The 16,293-nt window shown below is 67.0% G+C and carries 17 protein-coding genes and 1 pseudogene; 3 read left to right on the forward strand and 15 right to left on the reverse strand.

Annotation, left to right across the window (positions count from 1 at the left end; translation table 11 throughout):
• Nucleotides 1-225: 225 nt before the first annotated feature.
• The 7 genes and pseudogenes from Dfulv_RS42330 to Dfulv_RS49005 all read right to left on the reverse strand — a co-directional run.
• On the reverse strand, nucleotides 226-666 hold the full coding sequence (locus Dfulv_RS42330) for a hypothetical protein (RefSeq protein ID WP_259859450.1): 441 nt from the start codon (nucleotides 664-666) through the stop codon (nucleotides 226-228).
• A 172-nt stretch (nucleotides 667-838) separates the two neighbouring features.
• On the reverse strand, nucleotides 839-1,567 hold the full coding sequence (locus Dfulv_RS42335) for a GntR family transcriptional regulator (protein WP_259859451.1): 729 nt from the start codon (nucleotides 1,565-1,567) through the stop codon (nucleotides 839-841).
• A gap of 337 nt (nucleotides 1,568-1,904) precedes the next feature.
• Nucleotides 1,905-2,279, reverse strand: a complete 375-nt coding sequence (locus Dfulv_RS42340) for a hypothetical protein (protein WP_259859452.1) — start codon at nucleotides 2,277-2,279, stop codon at nucleotides 1,905-1,907.
• Nucleotides 2,280-2,282: 3 nt separating this feature from the next.
• Nucleotides 2,283-2,522 (reverse strand): immunoglobulin domain-containing family protein, encoded by a 240-nt coding sequence (locus Dfulv_RS42345; RefSeq protein ID WP_259859453.1) that lies wholly within the window; start codon nucleotides 2,520-2,522, stop codon nucleotides 2,283-2,285.
• A gap of 471 nt (nucleotides 2,523-2,993) precedes the next feature.
• Nucleotides 2,994-3,545 (reverse strand): flavoprotein, encoded by a 552-nt coding sequence (locus tag Dfulv_RS42350; protein ID WP_259859454.1) that lies wholly within the window; start codon nucleotides 3,543-3,545, stop codon nucleotides 2,994-2,996.
• A gap of 5 nt (nucleotides 3,546-3,550) precedes the next feature.
• Nucleotides 3,551-4,585 carry a hypothetical protein gene (locus Dfulv_RS42355; RefSeq protein WP_259859455.1) on the reverse strand — a complete coding sequence of 345 codons (1,035 nt, stop codon included), beginning with the start codon at nucleotides 4,583-4,585 and terminating at the stop codon, nucleotides 3,551-3,553.
• Nucleotides 4,586-4,633: 48 nt separating this feature from the next.
• Nucleotides 4,634-4,762, reverse strand: a pseudogene (locus Dfulv_RS49005) (helix-turn-helix domain-containing protein); the annotation flags it as partial.
• 186 nt (nucleotides 4,763-4,948) lie between these two features.
• On the opposite strand from Dfulv_RS49005, the gene Dfulv_RS42360 reads away from it, so the two are divergent.
• Together Dfulv_RS42360 and Dfulv_RS42365 are read left to right on the forward strand one after the other, a co-directional pair.
• Complete coding sequence (locus Dfulv_RS42360; RefSeq protein ID WP_259859456.1) at nucleotides 4,949-5,260, forward strand: trypco2 family protein; 312 nt, start codon at nucleotides 4,949-4,951, stop codon at nucleotides 5,258-5,260.
• A gap of 18 nt (nucleotides 5,261-5,278) precedes the next feature.
• Nucleotides 5,279-8,221: a trypsin-like peptidase domain-containing protein gene (locus Dfulv_RS42365; protein ID WP_259869229.1), complete on the forward strand. Its 2,943-nt coding sequence runs from the start codon at nucleotides 5,279-5,281 to the stop codon at nucleotides 8,219-8,221.
• Between the two features lie 98 nt (nucleotides 8,222-8,319).
• On the opposite strand, the gene Dfulv_RS42370 is transcribed toward Dfulv_RS42365, so the two are convergent.
• The 6 genes from Dfulv_RS42370 to Dfulv_RS42395 form a co-directional block, all read right to left on the reverse strand.
• Nucleotides 8,320-8,769: a hypothetical protein gene (locus tag Dfulv_RS42370; protein WP_259859457.1), complete on the reverse strand. Its 450-nt coding sequence runs from the start codon at nucleotides 8,767-8,769 to the stop codon at nucleotides 8,320-8,322.
• Between the two features lie 721 nt (nucleotides 8,770-9,490).
• On the reverse strand, nucleotides 9,491-9,640 hold the full coding sequence (locus tag Dfulv_RS42375) for a hypothetical protein (protein WP_259859458.1): 150 nt from the start codon (nucleotides 9,638-9,640) through the stop codon (nucleotides 9,491-9,493).
• Between the two features lie 112 nt (nucleotides 9,641-9,752).
• Nucleotides 9,753-10,961, reverse strand: a complete 1,209-nt coding sequence (locus tag Dfulv_RS42380; protein WP_259859459.1) for an RNA polymerase sigma factor — start codon at nucleotides 10,959-10,961, stop codon at nucleotides 9,753-9,755.
• A complete protein-coding gene (locus tag Dfulv_RS42385; protein WP_259869237.1) occupies nucleotides 10,961-11,359 on the reverse strand; it encodes a YciI family protein in 399 nt (132 codons plus the stop codon). The genes Dfulv_RS42380 and Dfulv_RS42385 overlap by 1 nt, the downstream gene beginning before the upstream one ends.
• Before the next feature lie 39 nt (nucleotides 11,360-11,398).
• The gene (locus Dfulv_RS42390) at nucleotides 11,399-12,118 is read right to left on the reverse strand and encodes an alpha/beta fold hydrolase (protein WP_259859460.1); all 720 of its coding nucleotides are present in this window, start codon (nucleotides 12,116-12,118) and stop codon (nucleotides 11,399-11,401) included.
• The gene (locus tag Dfulv_RS42395) at nucleotides 12,115-12,792 is read right to left on the reverse strand and encodes a DUF2625 domain-containing protein (RefSeq protein ID WP_259859461.1); all 678 of its coding nucleotides are present in this window, start codon (nucleotides 12,790-12,792) and stop codon (nucleotides 12,115-12,117) included. Before Dfulv_RS42395 ends, Dfulv_RS42390 begins: the two co-directional genes overlap by 4 nt.
• 130 nt (nucleotides 12,793-12,922) lie before the next feature.
• Between Dfulv_RS42395 and Dfulv_RS42400 the strand changes: the two genes are divergently transcribed.
• Complete coding sequence (locus Dfulv_RS42400; RefSeq protein WP_259859462.1) at nucleotides 12,923-13,756, forward strand: SDR family oxidoreductase; 834 nt, start codon at nucleotides 12,923-12,925, stop codon at nucleotides 13,754-13,756.
• A gap of 16 nt (nucleotides 13,757-13,772) precedes the next feature.
• On the opposite strand, the gene Dfulv_RS42405 is transcribed toward Dfulv_RS42400, so the two are convergent.
• Both Dfulv_RS42405 and Dfulv_RS42410 read right to left on the reverse strand, forming a co-directional pair.
• The gene (locus Dfulv_RS42405; RefSeq protein WP_259859463.1) at nucleotides 13,773-14,504 is read right to left on the reverse strand and encodes a tyrosine-protein phosphatase; all 732 of its coding nucleotides are present in this window, start codon (nucleotides 14,502-14,504) and stop codon (nucleotides 13,773-13,775) included.
• Nucleotides 14,501-16,222 (reverse strand): serine/threonine protein kinase, encoded by a 1,722-nt coding sequence (locus Dfulv_RS42410; protein WP_259859464.1) that lies wholly within the window; start codon nucleotides 16,220-16,222, stop codon nucleotides 14,501-14,503. Before Dfulv_RS42410 ends, Dfulv_RS42405 begins: the two co-directional genes overlap by 4 nt.
• Nucleotides 16,223-16,293: the final 71 nt, after the last annotated feature.

A 16,293-nucleotide genomic window follows, 5' to 3' on the forward strand; every position in this document is an offset into this window, starting at 1 on the left:
CGGTCCGGCCGGGACCGAGACGGCAGGCGTCGCAGCGGTCCACGGCCGGCGGCAGCGGAGCGAGGTTCGTACATTCGGCGCAGGTGCGCCACACCGCGCCGCCTGGCGACGTGATGCGGGCACCATCGACTAGCTTGGGCATTCCAGCCTTCCTTGAGGGGGTTGGGAAGGCGGGGCGGGTAGATCTCTTGCCGGAGGAAGACCCGCCCCGCGCAACAGCGCGGTTCAGGCAGCAGCGGCAGCGGCGAATTCGGCCGGGGCGACGATGCCCGAGGCGCGGTACGACCAGGCCAGCCGGGCACGGCACCGATGCGGCTGCCGATCTCCTTTGCAGCCGGACGTGTCGGTGTACGGCGTGACCATCAGGTCGGTGAACGCGACCGGCGTGATGGACATCCCGGCCACCTGAATCGGCGCCGGCGGGACGGGCTGATGCGCCGCCGCGATCTTCACCTTCACCTGCGGCGACCTGCCGAACTTCGTCGCCTCCGGGTCCTGGTCGATCACCGTGACCACCCACAGACGGACACCGTGCTCGTCACGGGCCTGGTTGTCGTCCTCGCGGAGCTTGTCGAAGTCGGTCTGCTTGTCGACGCCGAGGAACAGAGCCCCAGCGGGGAACGCGTACTCGAACGGCACCGGGTACCGGACAGAGTTGGGGAGCAAGGGGAACCTCCATTGGCTTGTGCACTTAGCTGCAACAGTAGGAGCACTTGTAAACACATGCCAATGAGTAATTCGAGATATGCCTATCAGTCAAGTAGCCACTTGCACCCTTGACCAGCAACGAAGAAGCGCCCGAGCCGACGGCTCGGGCGCAAGATTTCTTCGATGCCTGTCAGGACAGCGGGTACGTGTCCTCGATCTCATGCCGGTTACCCGGCAGCACAACGTCGACGGCGAGGACCAGGTCGCCGCGCGCAGTGTGCACGGCGATGGTCACCGCGAGCACAGGTTCATCGGCACTGATGTCGAGGAGCTGCGCCTCCTCGACTGTCGGCCGACGCGCAGATGTCCACTCGACTGCATAGTCCCCACGGACGCTCTTGCGCTGCGCGAGATGGTCGAGCAGGCTCCCGGCGATCGGCTCCGGCTTCGTCGCGTCGGAGCCGGCGGCCACGTCGATCGGCAGCCACACCGTAACCAGGTCGACGGCACCCTCCTCCGCGGTCGTCCGGCGTTTCCGCTGGAACACCGGCGTCCCCTCGGGGACGGCGAGGATCGACGCAACCCGCCGGTCGGCGAGCACCGGCGCCACGGCGAGCAGCTCGGTTTCGGCCACCTCATCCAGATGCAGAGCGCCGTGAGCGTGCGGCGGCACGGTCCGGCGTGCGGTCGGCTTGCCCCGGACGAAGTTCGCCTTGCCCTGCTGCGACTCGATCCAGCCGTCCTGCTTGAGGTACGCCAGAGCCTTGAGCACGGTGGGTCGCGAGACGTCGAACTCCGCGGCGAGCTGGTTCTCCGAGGGCAGCGCGGCACCCGGCTTGTACGTCCCGCCTTCGATGCGCTGCCGCAACGTGTTGAGGACCCGGACGTACTTCGGAGTCCTCGGTTCGAGGTTCAGCACGCGGAACCGCCCTCGCCTGATCGCTACTTGTTAAGACAAGACCGTAGTGAGTTAACGATGAGTGCACAAGTGGACTGTCAGACCACCGTCAGCTATCCGAACCAGCCAGATCCGCCCATGGCCCGTGCCGACAGCCGCTCAGGTCTCGACGCACCTGGCCGACGTCGCGGGAGCCGGCCATAGCGGTTCAGCGTCCGGAGCGCCGCGCGTCGCGGTGAGCACGGACCCTCGATGCCGCAGGCGGTACACATGCTGCCGTTGAGCGTCAGCGAGTGGCGGTTGAGTTCCTCCTGAGCGGCGTTGACCTGGTCGCGTGCGTCGGTGGAGAGGTACACCGTCACGACGTCTCTCCGGCCATGAGCGCCCGTATGCCGTCGCACCGGTACAGCCGTGGAGGTACCCCGGGCAGAGCGACATGCCGATCACTGCCGCAGACGCCGCACACCAGGTTGCGGTGGGTCCAGACGGTGAACTGCCGGTACAGCTTGTGCCCTGAGTGCCTGCCGATCTCTGTATCCGCTACCCGCAGTTGCCCGGCCGTCGCGGCTCGAACCAGGTCGTAGAAGCCCCTCATGCGGTGCCGGATGAGCAGCCGGGCCGTCAGACACGGCCAGCGGCAGCCGCACTCTGCGCAGGTCCAGTCAGGTCGGCATACCCGATGGCGCTCGGCGGCGCGGTAGAACCGTTCGGTGTAGAGAACCGGCTCAGCCATCGTTCACTCGTCCCCTTCCGTCGCGACCGGCCAGAGGCGGTCGGGCTCAACGAGGACGGAGACCTCACCGGTCGGCCGGTACACCGGATCGAGCTCGGCGCCCGACAGCCGCACGCGATCACCGAGCGCAGGGTCGGTGTCGACGGCCCGGACCTTGATCCGAGCCGCTCGCCCGCCGGCACCCTCTTCGAGCGACGGGCGTATCCAGGCCCACACGATGTGGCCGGGTTCCGGGACGTACATCACCGATACCCCGATCCGGTGGAACGGCACCGAGGCGGGCGGGCGTTCGACGGCCCACGGGCGGGCCGGGTCCAGCACCCGCCCCGGTGCCAGCTCACGAGGCCGCCCCGTCCAGATCGACGCTCGGATCTCCGCAGACCCGACACGCCCGCCGGCTACGCCCGGCCCGCGCTCCACGCTCCCCGCCGGTGGCGAGGGAGAGCTTGGCCGTGACGTACACCCACCCGAACCCGGCACACGCACCGCACCGGTCGGCCTGATCGACGCTCTCGGCGCTCCCCATGGGTCGCCGTCCTCCTCACGATCGTGTCCCTGCGCGCTGGGCGACCGATCCACCGCGTGAGGGCTGCGGATCGAGGGATGCGCAAGGCTCGCTGCTACGAGAAATCGTGCGGCAACACCGAGTGATCACCCCGCAACGCGAAACAACCCGCACTTTTGTGCGGGTTGCGGATCCTGAGAACGCGGCTGTCAGCCGCCGATGAGCGCGTCGACCTGGGCGACGAGCCAGGCTGGGTCGAAGCGTTCCATGACCTCGGGTCCGGTGCCGGACTTGGTCGGCGCCGCGCCGAGCTGCCCGGTGTGGATGTCGACTAGGCGCACACCGGCCCCGCGCAGAACATCGAGGCTTGCCGCCCAGACCGGGTGGCCCCAGAGCTTGTCGTTCACCATCGGCACCACGACCGTCGGCAGCCCCATGCCGATCGCCTCGCAGAACTGTCCGAGCGCGTAGGTGTCCATGGCTCCGGCAGCAGCCTTGTTGATCGTGTTGAACGTGGCCGGGCACACCACGAGCGCTGCCGGCGGATCGGCCCGGCGCTCCAATGTCGGCGCCCGGTAGTCGAACTGTGGCGGTTGCCCAGTCAGCCGCTTGACGGCATCCGCGTTCAGCCAGTCCCGGGCCGCGGACGTGCCAACCACACGCGGCCACCAACCCGCACCGAGGAAGGCGTTCACCAGGTCGGATGTGCGCAGCGTCAACGGAGCACCGCACACGACGAGCGTCACTGAGCGATCAGCCACACCCGCTAGTCCAGCACACCCGCCCGAACCGCCAACCGATGCAGGGCACTCGTCTTCGACTTCTTCTGCCGCGCCAGCATCTCCCGCACCAGCTCACGAGCCATGACGTTGTACCGCACCATCTCCGGCGCCGTTCGCTCCGCCTCCATCAGATGCAGCAACGCATCGGCGTCACGCTTGCGCTGAACCTGCGCCCACGCCAGATCGAGATGAACCTGCGCCTGCCGGCTCTTGAGCCCATCCGGTAGCCGGTCCGGGTCAACGACATCCGCCGCCCGGATTGCCTCAGCTGGATCGCCCAGCTCGGCCGCTACCGACACGCGGTGAATGGCCACGTTCGTCGGGCCGAATGCGGTCCAGGCATAGTTGCCGTCCCGCCCGAGCATCGTGGCGAGCGTCTCGGCGCGGTCCAGCCGGCGCCATGCCTCGCCGCGGTCGGTACGGCGTCCGGCGATCACTGCGGAGATGAGCCACAACGAGCCGGCCACGGACGTGATCTCGGGCTGTTCCGGTCGAGCATCGCGGTTGACCACTTCAGCCATCCGTACCGCGAGTCGTTCGGCGTCCTCGGCGCGATCCGCCCGCAGCAGCGCGCACACCACCTGGTAGGCAGCCAGACCACGCGACTCCACCAACTCGACGTCGGTCGCGGCTAAGGCCGCCCGGTCCGCCGACAGCAGCGCAAGGTCAGCAGCACCCATCTTGGTGAGCAACTTCGCCGCCATGGCGTAGGCACTGACGTAGCTGGCCAGCGCGCCCCGCCGAACGTCGCCAGATCCAAACGACCGGAGCAAATCCGCCGACGAGAGCACCGCCGGCAGCACCTCAATGACGCGCTCGTACTCGGCAGCCTGGTAGGCGCGATGCGCGTCGTCGATCCGCTGACGTACGTCGGCCACGTCGACCTGGACGTCAGGATTTATACCGAGCAGGCTGTCATACCGGGCAAAGAACTGCCGTACTGCGTCAAGCCTATCGACAGCCGGACTTCCGTTCGGGGCGAACTGCCACGGCTGTCCGGTAAGCGCCTCGACATCCACGTGCAAGACCTTGGCCAGATCCAAGAGGACTGACAGCCGGTCAACAGAGCGAACGCCACGCTCTACCTGCGAGAGCCACGACTCAGATCGGCCGACGAGCCCAGCCAATGCGGCCTGGCTGAGACCACGTCTCCGCCGGTAAGCGGCGATCCGTTCACCAACCGAACCTAACACCATACCTGAACTATGCCAGACAGCGGCGGCTAGCGGCGGGGCCAGTTTGGGAGTGATCGCCGCCGACGAAAGTTGCAAACGTCAGGCAAGGATAGGGTACCGATTCGAGGGAAACCTGGTGCTACCATGTCGCAATCTTCGGCCACATGATGACCTTCGTTTCATCAGAACTGAATGGACAATCCGTCAATGGAACCGCCTTACATTCCCCTAACACAAGCCATCGGTGAGCTAAGAACCGAACTGCTCGCCGCAGTCGAACAGGCGACCGACGAGGGTCTAAGATTTGATGTCGAAACAATTGAACTGGAGCTCCAAATAGTAGCTGGCGCCACCGGGAAAGCTGAAGTGGGGGGCGGATTCTGGGGTGTTCTAACCGCAAAAGCGGCAGTCGAGGGATACAAGAACGCCACACAGAAAGTCAAGCTAGTACTTAAGCCTCAAACTCAAGGAAACGGCAAGGTTCAGGTGTCTGACGACCTGCCGCCGAATCTAAGATAGCAGCGCGCATTCATGGAAATGCAATCGCTCGTTGAGATCGCCGCACGAAAATTCGGCACTGGCTATCTGGTCAGTGCCGACTTGGTGCTCACCGCCAGACATGTCGTCGAGGCGAGCGACGAGATTCGGGTAAGGCCTCTGGGGTCAGATGAATGGTTCGCTGCCCAAGTGGTTTGGCGCGGAAATGACAGTACCGACGCCGCTCTAATCCGGGTGTCCATGAATTCCCCCCCACCTTTCGGTCGGCATTCCGTTAGGTGGGCACGAGTGGCATCCAAAATCCCGCAACTCTGCAGGACAACCGGATTTCCAAATACCCACGCGTCATCGGACGGGGTCCGCGATACCGATACGGTAATTGGCATTCTTGTTCCAGGAGTCTCACAGAAGGCCGGACGCCTCGCCATCGCCTCATTGACCGGCAGTCCAACGATAAGTCGAATTTCACAGGGATCCCCCTGGTCAGGCATATCGGGAAGTCCGGTATTTACTTCACCCGGCCAACGACTGGTTGGGATCGTCGCTACCGCCGATACAGCGTATGGGAACCGACTTGAGGCAGTAGCCATCGCCGACCTCTTGTCCGATCCTCAATTTAACGAGCTGGTAGGCACGCCTCACCTGGAAATAATCACCGATGACACAGCGATACTTCGTCCGCCGTACGTGTCGCTTCCAGCCCGTTACCCAGATTCCTGGCTACTTGAGCCGAGGTACGCAACCGTCGCGTTCACCGGAAGGGATGACGAACTAAGGGAGCTTTTCGCATGGGCGGAAAGCGAGCACGCCGTAAGCGTGGCAATTATTCGAGGTGCCGGCGGAAGCGGCAAGACGCGACTCGGGGCGGAATTCGCCAGGGAACTAGCGGAAGCAAATTGGGACGCCGGGTTTCTCAATATGGAAGAAGCCAAACGATTCTCGCCTGAAGAAGCTTCCGGACGCTCAACACTGCTTGTACTTGACTATCCTTCGAGATACGTAGCACAGCTAAAGGAGCTACTCAATATCGTTGTCATCGCCGGGCGGGGCGTGGGTAAAATCAGACTCTTACTGCTCGAACGTACGCTCGGTTCTTGGTGGGACGACCTGGATCATGCAAGTAGATCAATGGCGGGTGAGCTTCTCGATCTCGATATTGACCTCGAATCAAAAGATGATGACGAGTCTCATTTGATAGGTCAGCTCGATGCAGCGCTAAATTCTTACGCCGACATCCTAGAAGCACCACGAATTGAATCCCAGCACATCGATCTAAGCGATTTCACGTCTACGCTTGAAGTGCACATTGCCGCCCTGCTTGCTTACAAAAACCAAGAGGGCGCACAAGACTTCACTCAGTCAAGAACCTCCGTATTCTCTGCCCTTCTCGCAAGAGAGCGGCAGCGGTGGGAGTCGTATCTTCCGAAGCATAAACTTCAGGGTCTTCACTCGACGGTAGCGCGACAACTGGTGGCGATCACGTCGCTACTTCGGCCCCGACTCGCAGACCTTCCCGCAATCATTGAGGCCGTACCGACTGTTAGCACAGTTGACGATCGAAGTAAGGCCGCATTTTGGCTTCAGGACATGTTCGCAACTCCCAGCGGCGTCCTTGAAGCGATCGGCCCGGATTTGCTCGTTGCCCGCCTCCTTGAAACCACACCACAGCTTTCCGCACTTATCGAATCCGTCAACTCGTCGTCCGAATTGAACGCGCAATATCGTGACCGAATGTTCCATCTCCTCAGCATGGCATCGGAGACCGAGCAGGAAGTTAGAACAGCAACCGCAGCCTTCGTGACGGCAAATCTCGTGTTCCTCACTCGCGAATTGGTTCAACAACCCGCTGAAGTCCGATTCATGTATTCGCTAAGAGCGGCATTGTCGGTTTGCGCGCCGTCCGAGACACTGGCAAGCCAGGCCGAACGTGCGCGGGCGGAGATCCCTGATGATCGAGACAACCGGTTCGCGTTTATCCTTGAGGCGCTGAGCGCTGTGATAGTCGAGGATCGAAGAAGGCTCTTTACAACGAAGATAGACGCTGTCGCGCAAAGCACTCTTGCATCCCCAACGGGCCGTCGATATCACAAGTTCTCGGTTGAGCTTCTTAATTACGGCCGATATCTAGGGTACGTTTCGCAATGGCCCCGAGCCTTCGCCGTCACGGCGGAAGCCGCCGAAATTTGTCGCGCGCTACATGACGCAGCGGAGCAAATAGGCGACTTGGGCAACCTTGCGATTGCGTTGAGCCACTGCGGAAACTATGTGAACCAATGCCGCATGCACGACGAAGGAGTTCGGGTAGGCCGCGCAGCCATCAGGGTTTGGCGACGCTTGGCATCAATCAACGAAATATACTACTTCGATCTGGGGATATCTCTTAGGAATCTGGGAAGGGCACTCTGCTCGTCAGGGCAAGCCGCACAAGCGGTACGCGTCGCTCAGGAATCCGTTTCCGTGGGAAGACGGGCAATTGAGATTGAGCGCCGAAGAGCGACAGGCCGGTATGAGAGGGCGCAAAATGAGTTGAGTGGAGCGCTGGCGGACTTAGCTCACCATCTGATGGATATCGGCAACTTCCGTGGTGCTATCGACGCCATCCGAAAGGCCGATTCAATTGAGGCACGGTTGGGCACTCAACCCAAGTTGCCAGACGGTTCGACAGTATCTTCAAACAGCTACGCTCTAACCCAACTTGCGTTGCGACAGAAGCGTTTCAACGACGCGATCGAGCTAGCTACGGTCACCGTCAAACTGAACGCAATGTCCTACGTCGAAAACCCCGGACGATTTTACGCCGTGCGCCACTCGCTCGAAATGCTGATGGAGGCACTGGAAGGTGCCCAGCAGTATGACGAGGCACAGGGGGTCCGCGAGCAATGGAACGACTTCCTCATCGAGACAACGACAGAGCAGTATCGGGAAACACATGGAGAGATCCGCCAGGACGACATCGACCGGCTGCTACGCGCCGCCATCTAGGCTTGCACTGAAAGACGGCTTGTTGCCGAATTCGGCTCTTTAAAGTCAAGACGCCTCGCTCCGCGAGGCGCAGGGCCGACCTACCCAGAGGCCCAGATTCACGCCCTCCGGTTATACGAGAGGGCACTCCACCGAGATTGGCCTGGTCGACGTCCGTCCTGCCACCGAATCAGCACCGCACGTGGGTCCCGCGTTCCAAGCGCCATGTCCAGTGTCAGATACAGAGACTGCCCGACATGCAGCAACTCAATCGGCATCTTAGGCCAAAGTGCCGACACCGATTCGTCGGCCAACTCAAGTGATTGCCCATCTTCGTCAAACACCTGGACATCAACACGCCTCATCGTGGCCGGTCCGTGGTTCGTAATCACGACACGAACCTCCTCCGTCGGGCCGTTGGCGGAGACGTAATGCAGCAGCTCAAGGTCAGCCGACGGGCTTGCCTTTCGCTCTTTTAGCCATAGTCGCACGACGCTGTACCAGACGTTGACGAGACTTATTGCCAACGCGACCCATGCAGCCAGTGCGCTCCAGCCGGGGGCTTTCATGGCGGAAGCGTACAGGTTGAAGCAGACGCTTCGCGGATTTCAGCTCTGACCGGTAAGGCGACGGTCGAACCCGAATCGACCCACTCATATGTCGTATGTCCGTCGTGGTGCTGGCCGCTGCTCCCGCCGACACCGGTCGCTTCGCTCCCTGCCTACTCCGCGTGTAGTTGCGGTCTGCCTCCGGCGGGTCTCCGACGGGGCCTCTGGCTCCGGGGGAGGTCGCTTCGCTCCCGCACCGTCGTCCAGGCCGAGCCGAGCAGACCGGCGTCGGGTGGGCCAGGCCGAGCCGCTTCGCGGTCGCCTGCGGCGAGCCTGGCCCACCCGACGCCGGTCTGCTCCCCCTGAGGGTGGACGACGGCATACGGGAGGGTCGCTAGGCCCGCCACGGCCATCTGGGGGCGGGAACGGGGCCACTGAGATGAGCGCCGCTCGCGCTCGGCCTGCTGGCGGCGCACGCGCCGGCATCGGCCGGCGCGGCGGCTCGCTCGGGAGATTTAGCCCAAGATCGAACGTGCCAGAGGCGTGCCAGTAACCGTGTCCACCAGGGGTCACGAACGGGCATGAGCGGGCGGTGAGAACCGCAACGTCACCACGCAAATCCGGACAGACCCTCCGGGCCGGGAAGATCTTCCAAACTGACGGTGAGGGTTCGATTCCCTTCGCCCGCTCTCACCCCTACCCCCAGGTCAGACACCTAATCGTCTGACCTTCCGGGATCTTGTCAGGAAGATCGCCAGCGGACCGGAAACGCGCCGAGCCGGGCCTCGTGCTGGAGGTCGCCGCGGGTCACGTGGTCGGCGGGCTTGGCGCACCGGACCTCCACGTCGCCGGCCGCCGTCGGGGTCACCTTCACCGCAGTGCAAGTTTCCATGATCGCAGACGATAACCGAACATACGTTCGAACGTCATTCAATCAAGGAATTGACCTGCGGAAACGCCCGGAACGTGCCCGCAACCGCCGGAACGTCCCGAACGGGCGGGGGTCACGACAGGCCGGCGGCCCGCGTGTTGAGGTACCGCTGCTGCGGGAGGCTGCTCGTCAGGCTCGCCGCCAGCAGGTAGGCCTCACGCGCCCCCGCGGTGTCGCCCGACATCTCCAGCAGGTGGCCGCGCACGGCGTGGAGGCGGTGATCCGACTTCAGCGCCGACAGGCCGTCGAGCAGCGGCAACCCCGCACCGGGGCCGGACGCCATGGTCACGGCCACCGCGTGGTTGAGCGCCACCATCGGGTTCGGGGCGATGCGCATGAGCAGCTCGTAGAGCGCGACGATCTGCGGCCAGTCCGTGGACGCCGCGTCCGGCGACTCGTCGTGGATGGCCGCGATCGCCGCCTGGAGCTGGTACGGGCCGGTGGCGCCCCGCGGCAGGGCCTGTGTGATCAGCGTGACGCCCTCCTCGATCATCCTGGCGTCCCACAGGCTGCGGTCCTGGTCGGCCATCGGGACGAGCGCGCCGTCGGGGGTGGCGCGGGCCGGGCGGCGGGCGTCGGTCAGGAGCATGAGGGCGAGCAGGCCGGCGACCTCGCTGTCGTCGGGCAGGAGGCGGTGGACCATGCGCGCCAGGCGGATGGCCTCGGTGGACAGGTCGGCGCGGTGCAGCGACGGGCCGGACGTGCTGGTGTAGCCCTCGTTGAAGATCAGGTACAGCACGTGCAGTACCGCCGCCAGACGCTCCTGCCGCTCAGCCTCCGGCGGCAGGCCGAAGGGGATGCCGCTGGCCTTGATGCGCTGCTTCGCGCGGGAGATCCGGCGGGTCATGGTGTCCTCGGGCACCAGGAACGCGCGGGCGACCTCGCGGGTGGTGAGGCCGCCGACGGCGCGCAGGGTCAGCGCGACCTGCGCGTCCGGCTTCAGCGCCGGATGGCAGCACATGAACAGCAGGATCAGCGAGTCGTCGGTGTCGGACACCGCCGGCACGTCGAACGACCACCGGAAGACCGTCTCCTCGCGCCGGTGGCGGGCCTGGTCGGCGCGCAGCAGGTCGGTCAGGCGGCGGGACGCGACGGTGATGAGCCAACCGAGCGGGGCGTCGGGGACGCCGTCTGCGGGCCACTGCACGGCGGCGGCGAGCAGCGCCTCCTGCACGGCGTCCTCGGCGGTGTCGAAGTGGCCGTAGCGGCGCACGACGGCGCCGAGGACCTGCGGCGCCAGGGTGCGCAGCAGGTCCTCGGCGGACACCTCCGGCAGGGCCATCAGAAGCCCAGGTCGGCCGACGACTCCACGATGGGCCGCACGTCGGCGTACGCGGTGGCGGCCGCACCGGGCGGCGCCGGGCACTCGCCGAGCCGGGCGGCGACCTGGGTGGCCCGGTCGAAGCTCTCGCACTCCACGATCCAGTAGCCGGCGAGGACCTCCTGCGTCTCGGCGTAGGGCCCGTCGGTGACCAGGCCCGGTGCGCCACCGACCCGGCGGGTGTGCACGGGCGCGTCCAGGCCGCGGGTCTCCACCAGTTCGCCGGACTCCTCCAGCTCGCGGTTGAACTTCGTCATGAACGCGTGCATGGCGGCGAAGTCCTCGCCGGCCCACTCCGTCTCGGTCGGCTTGCCGGCCATCGCGTCGTAGTCCCGCTGCGACGCGTAGGTGAGGATCATGTACTTCACGTCGGCCACTCCCTCTCGGCTGGCGCTCTCTCAGCGCATCTCACCAGAGACGTCGGTGCCGCCGGAGGTATCCGGACGCAGAAACGGCAGAACTGTTTCGCGGAATCGCACGGGTGCGGTGCTGTGGATGCGGTGCCCGACCGGGACGGTCACCAGCCGGCAGTCCGGGACGGCCTCCGCCACGGCGGCGAGACCGGCCGGCGGGATGTGGCTCTTCGGGCCGCCGGACAGCAGCAGGGTCGGCGCCGAGATCGCCGGCAGCGCCTCCCACCAGTCCGGCTGCGGCTCACGCAACTGGGTGATGGCCGACAGGAGTGCCTGCTTGTCGAACCGGCGGCGCAGGCTCAGCCCGCCGGCGACGCCGGCCAGGGCGAGCCGTGCCCGGGAGAAGCCGCCGGAGGCCGTGCCGTGGCGGGGAGGTGCCGGCGGGTCCTCCAGGACGAGCCGCGTGACGCGGTCCGGCTGCCGCTGGGCCACCAGCGACGCGGTGAAGCCGCCGAGGGAGTGCCCGATCAGCGTCACGCGGTCGAGGCCGAGATCGTCGAGCAGTTCGATGACGTCGTCGGCGTATCCGGACAGCGGATAGCCGGCGGCGCGCGGGCTGGCGCCGTGGCCCCGCAGATCGGGTGTGACGGCCCGGAACCCGGTCAGCGCGCCGACGAAGCCCGCCCAGGTGGCCCGGCCGCTGCCGCCGCCGTGCAGCAGGGCGACCGGCGGCCCGTCGCCGAAGGTGTCGTGGAAGAGCTTCACGTGCCGAGCTGGTCCGCGACGTCGTGCAGGGTGCTCACGAGCTGGGTCATCGGCACCGGCTGGCGGCTGGAGTCGGCGATCTCCTTGCCCTCCTTGGTGAACAGCGGCGGGAGGATGTGCAGCCCGGCGTCGAGCGGGCAGTCGGCGACCTCGTCCTGCCAGCCGGGCCAGCGCCAGCTCCGGTAGAACTGGTCGAGGGCGCCGCCGAGCATGGCGTAGAGCCAGTCGGTGTAGCCGAGGCCGACGTCCTCCCAGCCCAGCGTGTCGGGTGCGAAGTAGTGGATCGTCGGCTGCCCCGACTGACCGGACGGCCCCGGTGACTGCGCGGTGTCACCCTGCCGCCACACGAACTCGCCGCCCATGATGTCCTGCGCGACCACCAGCCCCGCGCCCTCGAACCCGGCGTTGACGGTGTGGATGTCGGGCAGGCGGTGCTCCGGCGAGCCTGAGCCGAGGACGCGCAGCCAGCCCTCGTCGACGACCAGGCCGCCGCTGAGGTAGACGAGCGAGCCCAGCCACGAGTTGGTGGTGACCTGGAGTTTCTGCAGACAGGACGCGGCCCGGACCGGATCGGTCGGCAGGATCTCGACCGCGCACGGGGAGCCGCTGACCGCTGCCTCGATCTCGGCCCACGCGGACCGGTCGTCGGTGATCAGCTCCGCCAGCGAGCGCACCCGCCAACTGTACGGCCCACGCGGGGCACTGACACGAACGGCGGAATTCCGAGGGAAAGCCCCACTGAATGACGGTCATTCACGTTTTCGGTCTGTCTTCACGCGGATACTGAGAGTCACTATGCCGAACATGACTCGTCGCTGGTTGATCACTGGATGCTCCACCGGTCTGGGTCGCGCGCTCGCCGAGGCGGTCGCCGCGTCCGGGCAGCAGGTGCTGGCCACGGCGCGCCGTCCGGAGACCCTCGAGGAGCTCCGGGACCGGTATCCGCGGACGCTCGCGACCTGCGCACTCGACGTCCGGGATCCGGACGACTGCCACAACGCGGTCCATGCCGCCCTCGCGCGGTACGGCGGGATCGACGTGCTCGTCAATAACGCGGGTGCCGGCCACTTCGGCGCGGTCGAGGAGGTCACCGACGCCGAGCTCGCCGCCCAGCTCGACGTCAACCTCGTGGCACCCTGGCGGCTCACCCGCATGGTGCTGCCGCTGATGCGCGCCCAGGGCCACGGCGACATCGTCATGGTGTCCTCGACCGCCGGCCGGCTCGCGTGCCCGGGCCTGGGCGCCTACTCCGCCGCCAAGTACGCGCTGGAGGGCCTGGTCGGCACGCTCGCGCTGGAGCTCGCCGGGACCGGCGTGCACGTCATGGCGGTCGAGCCGGGCATGTTCGCGACCGAATGGGGCGCCTCGCTGACCGAGTCGGCGGCGCACGTCACGGCCTATGACGAGGTCACCGCGCCGATGCTGGCCGGGGCGCGGGCCCTCAAGGAGCTGCCGACCGCCAACCCGCCGGCACTGTTCGCGGCCGAGATGCTGCGGCTCATCGCCTCCGGGGAACGCCCGACCCGCTGCCCGATCGGCGAGGACGCCTGGGCCGCCCTGCTCGACGCCGCGCAGCGTGAGCACACCGCCCTGCTCAACGCCCGCCCGACACCCGCCGTCGCCGCGGCCTTCGGATGACCCCGCAACTGCAAGATCAACTCAGTATGAGCGCTGAGCGGAGTGCGGACAGGTCCTCGTCGCGCAGGCCCTGTTCCCGGGCCCAGCCGTCCATGCCGCCCCAGCGTTGCCGCACGAGGTCGAGCGTGTGGGCCATCATCGCCGCCTCCGGCTCCCAGACCGTCACCGACAGGGGCCGGGGCGGCAGGCCGAGCCGCTCGACGACGACCCGCACCCGCTCGTGGATCGTCGGCATCGCCGCCGCGGTGGCCGCGTAGTCCTCGGCGATCGCGTCGTCGGGCACGCCGAGCAGGCCCAGCACGACCGCCGCGAGCACGCCGGTGCGGTCGCAGCCGGCCTCGCAGTGGAACACCGCCGGAAGGGCGTCGGAGCTGGCCAGGAGCCGCACCGTGCCGGCCAGCACGTCGCCCTTCTCCGCCAGCATCGCCAGGTAGTGCCCGACCAGGTCGTCGGCGCCGCTGACGTCGGCGATCGGCGCCGGATAGTAACCGACCCGCGTGCGGGCCAGCGGCCCCCGGCCGAGCCGCGCCACCTCGTGCTCACCACGCAGGTCGATCACGGTCGTGACGCCCAGGCCGTCGACGAGCCGGTGCACGTCGGCACGGGTCGCATAGGCGAGGGAGTCGCTGCGGAACAGCACGCCGGGGCGCACCGTGCCACCCTCCGCCGGCAGGCCGCCCAGGTCGCGGAAGTTGACCAGCCCCTCGAGCACGCCGTCGAAGAGCCGCCGCCGGCGGAGCCACCTCACCAGATGATGCCCTTCAGCCACCCGTAGAAGCGCATGAACCAGCCCACCTCGCGCAGGTACGCGATGCCGGCGAGGGTCAGGAACAGGCCGGTGACGGCGTGCGCGCCCTTGGCCGTGCGCCGGACGCGGCCCAAGCGCTGCTCCAGCACCAGCCGGCCGAGCAGGCGGGTCAGCGCGAACACGCCGACCGCGACCGCCAGGACCATGAGGAACGCGAAGAACGGGCCGGTGAGGCTGCCGTCGCTGTCGAGCGCCCAGAGACCCCAGCAGATGAACGCGATGAACGCGCCGGTGCCGGTCAACTCCCAGCCGAGCTTCAGGGTGCGGGCGCGCTCGCCCGGCTCGGGACGGTACCGCGGCGGCTCGACCGGGTCGACCTCCATCATGCCGGTGGGCTCGGGCGCCGGGCGGGTGATCACCTTCGCGCGGCCGCGCATCTGCGGCACGCCGGCGGAGTTGACCGCGACGCCACCGGGCGAGACGGGCGCACCGGAGACCGGGAACGCGGCGACGGGCGGCGCCGAGACCGGGGGCGCGACTGAGGTCGGCGGTGCGGGCATCGGCGGCACGGGCTGGTGGAACGCGGTGACCCCCGAGGTGGCCGCACGCAGGGCGACGAGTTCCCGTTCGAGCCGTTCGATCCGCTGGTACGCGTCGGTCTCCGTCCCCGTCACGGACGGCCGCGCCCGGCCGACGGCGCGGCCGGTCTCACTGCTGTCGGGCTCGTGCCAGTCGCAACCCACGTCGGGCAGCCCGGCCCGGCGGACGAGGTCTGCTAGGCCGGCCAGCCAGCCCTGCAACTCGCGGGTATCCGGGCGGTCACCGGGCCGGTCGGCGAGCGGGGCGTGCAGGTGGTCGCGCAGCGCCGGAAGGCGCTCCAACAGCGGATGGCGGCGCAGCACGTTCCACGGCGGGGGCGAAGCGTCCTGGTGGCGCTGCCCCTGCTGGTCGCTGCGGCCGTCGACCCGCGGGTAGGCGCCGGTGACCATGAAATACGCCACAGCGCCGTAGCCGTGCACGTCGTAGGCCGGGCCGACGTGCTTGACCCCGCCGAACGCCTCCGGGCCGCCGGACTCCGGCGTGTAGGCGATCTGGGTGATCTCCTCCTCGCGGTGGTAGCGCGCGCCGGTGAAGTCGATCAGCCGGACCTCACCGGTCGCGAGCACCATCAGGTTGGACGGCTTGACGTCCATGTGCAGGACCGGCGTGGCACCGATCTCCTGCGGGTGATGCAGATTCTGCAGTACGACCGCCAGGGTCTTCAGCGCGGAGACAGCGCTCAGCCGGCGCGCACCGGGGGCGGACCCGGACCGCTGGGCCACGTACTCCCGCAGGTTGATTCCGTGCAGGTAGTCGTAGACCTGGTAGGGCACCGCGTCACCGGGCGCCGGCGGCTCGCCGGGCCGGTACGGCGGAGGGCCGTAGAAACCGTCCGCCCGGCGGCAGATGCCCGGCACACCCCGGTTGTTCAGGTCCATCAGCGCCGCGTCACCCTTGTCCCAGGAGCGCAGCTCGTCGGCGATCGGGCGCTGCGGGTCGACCCGGAACACCTTCACCGTCATCGGCGCCGAGGTCACCCCACCGCAGACGCGCACCGCACGATAGACGTCGGCCTGGCCGCCCGAGCCCAGGTGGGCCACCAGCCGATACCGCTGGAACGTCTCCGCCAAAGGGCTCGCCGGACCACATACGAGGTCCAGCAATGCACCCTGCGTCATGGTGACACTCCCCCCAGCAACAATTTGTCCCCCGGACAATTCGAGAGTAACGAGCGCGCAAATCGGTCGCG

It is taken from the genome of Dactylosporangium fulvum (assembly GCF_025137375.1).
Classification (GTDB): domain Bacteria; phylum Actinomycetota; class Actinomycetes; order Mycobacteriales; family Micromonosporaceae; genus Dactylosporangium; species Dactylosporangium fulvum.